The sequence below is a fragment of the Pseudomonas sp. G5001 genome, assembly GCF_013385475.1.
GTDB lineage: Bacteria > Pseudomonadota > Gammaproteobacteria > Pseudomonadales > Pseudomonadaceae > Aquipseudomonas.
Map to the genome: position 1 here is coordinate 1 of NZ_JACAPZ010000070.1, position 2,555 is coordinate 2,555.

Consider the following 2,555-nt stretch of genomic DNA (forward strand, 5'->3'; position numbering starts at 1 on the left):
AATTGAAGCGCGCCTGAACGCCATGGCGGCGGTGCGCGAAGCCGTGGTGTTGGCCCAGGAGGGGCTGAACGGCCAGCAATTGGTGGCTTACGTGATCCCGGCGCAAGGCGCCGAGGATGCAGGCGCACTCAAGGCGCAGCTGAAAGCGGACCTGCCGGACTACATGGTACCGACGCACCTGCTGTTCCTGAATGAATGGCCACTGACCGCCAACGGCAAGCTCGACCGCAAGGCCCTGCCGCAGCCGGACGTAAGCCAGGTACAGCACGAGTACGTGGCGCCGCAAAGCGCGCTGGAACAGCAAATCGCAACTGTCTGGCAAGACGTGCTGAAACTGGAGCGGGTTGGCCTCACCGACAACTTCTTCGAACTGGGTGGCCATTCATTGCTGGCTACGCAGATGGTGTCGCGCATCCGCCAACACCTCGGCATGAACCTGCAACTGCGCAAGCTGTTCGAAAACGCCAGCCTCAAGGCTTGCGTGGCTGCGCTTGAGCCAATCCAGGCGGCGATGCCTGCGCGCATTCCAAGGGTGCCGCGTGATCAACCGTTGCCCCTGTCCTACGCCCAGCAGCGCCAGTGGTTCCTTTGGCAAATGGAGCCCTCCAGTGCGGCGTACCACATCCCTGCGGCGCTACGGATTCATGGCCACCTGGATTTGAAGGCGTTGCAACGCAGCTTAAGCGCACTGGTGCAGCGTCACGAGAGTTTGCGCACGACCTTTGTCCAGAAGGACGAGCGTGCGTTCCAGGTTATCCATGCCGAGTCCGGTCCGCTGCTGACGCCGCAGTTTCTCGACCTGACCTCGGCCAACCAGGCCGAGCAGATCCAGGCTTTTGTTCGCGATCAGATCAGCCGGCCGTTCGACCTGCAGAACGGTCCGCTGCTGCGGGTCGGGCTGCTGCAGGTGGCCGCCGATGAACAGGTGCTGGTGCTGACCCAGCATCACATCGTCTCCGATGGCTGGTCGATGCAGGTGCTGGTGCAGGAACTGATTGAGCGTTATGCCGCCTATAGCCAGGGTGGATCGGTTGAACCGGTGGAGTTACCGATCCAGTATGCCGATTACGCGGTGTGGCAACGCCAATGGATGGACGCCGGTGAGCGTGAGCGGCAGCTGGCTTACTGGACCAACGTCCTCGGCGCTGAACAGCCATTGCTGGAGCTGCCTGCGGACCGTCCGCGACCGGCACGCCAGAGCTTTGCCGGCGCCCGTCTGGCCGTCCAGTTACCGCAGGCATTGGGCCAACAGCTGCGGCAACTGGCGCTGGGTGAAGGTTGCAGCCTGTTCATGCTGTTGCTGGCTTCGTTCCAGGGCCTGCTGCACCGTTACAGCGGCCAGTCGGACATCCGCGTGGGCGTACCGATTGCCAACCGCAACCGGGTCGAGACCGAAGGCCTGATTGGGTTCTTCGTCAATACCCAGGTGCTCAAGGCTGAAGTCGATCCGCAGCAGCGGTTCAGCGAACTGCTGCAACAGGTCAAGACGGCGGCACTGGGCGCCGAGGCGCATCAGGACCTACCGTTCGAGCAATTGGTCGAAGCCTTGCGCCCTGAGCGCAACCTGAGCCATAGCCCGTTGTTCCAGGTGTTGTACAACCACCAGAGCGCCGGCCGCCAAGCCATCCCGCAACTGCCGGGGCTGGTGATCAAGGCCCAGGAGTGGGAAAGCCGTACCGCCCAGTTCGACTTGACCCTCGACACCCTGGACGCCGACGGCGAGCTCAGTGCAACCCTCACTTACGCCACCGACCTGTTCGACGCAAGCACTGCACAGCGTATGGCCGCTCACTGGCTGAACCTGCTGCAAGGTATCGTCGCCGATCCGCAACGGCGCATCGGGGAATTGCCGCTGCTGGACGCGACCGAGCAACAGCACAACATCGCCCAGTGGAACCCACGCCCGCGCAGCTTCCCAAGCGACACCTGCGCCCATCAACTGATCGCCGAGCAGGCCCGTCAACGGCCTGACGCCGTGGCCCTGCGTTGCAACGGCCAGACCCTGACCTACGCCGAACTGAATGCCCAGGCCAACCGCCGTGCGCATCAGTTGATCGCTCACGGCGTGGGGCCGGACGTGCTGGTGGGCCTGGCCGCGGAGCGGGGTATCGAGATGATCGTCGGGCTGCTGGCGATCCTCAAGGCCGGCGGCGCCTATGTGCCGCTCGACCCAACCTACCCGCAGGACCGCCTGGCCTACATGATGCAAGACAGCGGCATCCAGCTGCTGCTGGCCCAGGCGTCGCTGACCGGTCAATTACCGGTGCCTGACGGCGTGAAAACCCTGCTGCTGGATACCGACGTCAGCGCCTTTGCCGACAGCGACCCGCAAGTCGTCGTGGATCCTTCGAACCTCGCCTACGTGATCTACACCTCCGGTTCCACCGGCAATCCCAAAGGCACCTTGCTCGCGCACCACAATATCCTGCGTCTGTTCGCGGCCACTGAACCGTGGTTCGGCTTCGGCCCGCAGGACGTCTGGAGCCTGTTTCACTCCTATGCTTTCGACTTCTCGGTCTGGGAAATTTTCGGTGCACTGCTGCACGGTGGCGAGC

At 63.4% G+C, this 2,555-nt stretch carries 1 protein-coding gene; it reads left to right on the forward strand.

Going from position 1 to position 2,555, the window contains the following annotated elements; genetic code table 11:
• The coding region (locus tag HX805_RS32140) for a condensation domain-containing protein (protein ID WP_177117661.1) at nucleotides 1-2,555 on the forward strand (2,555 nt) is incomplete at both ends.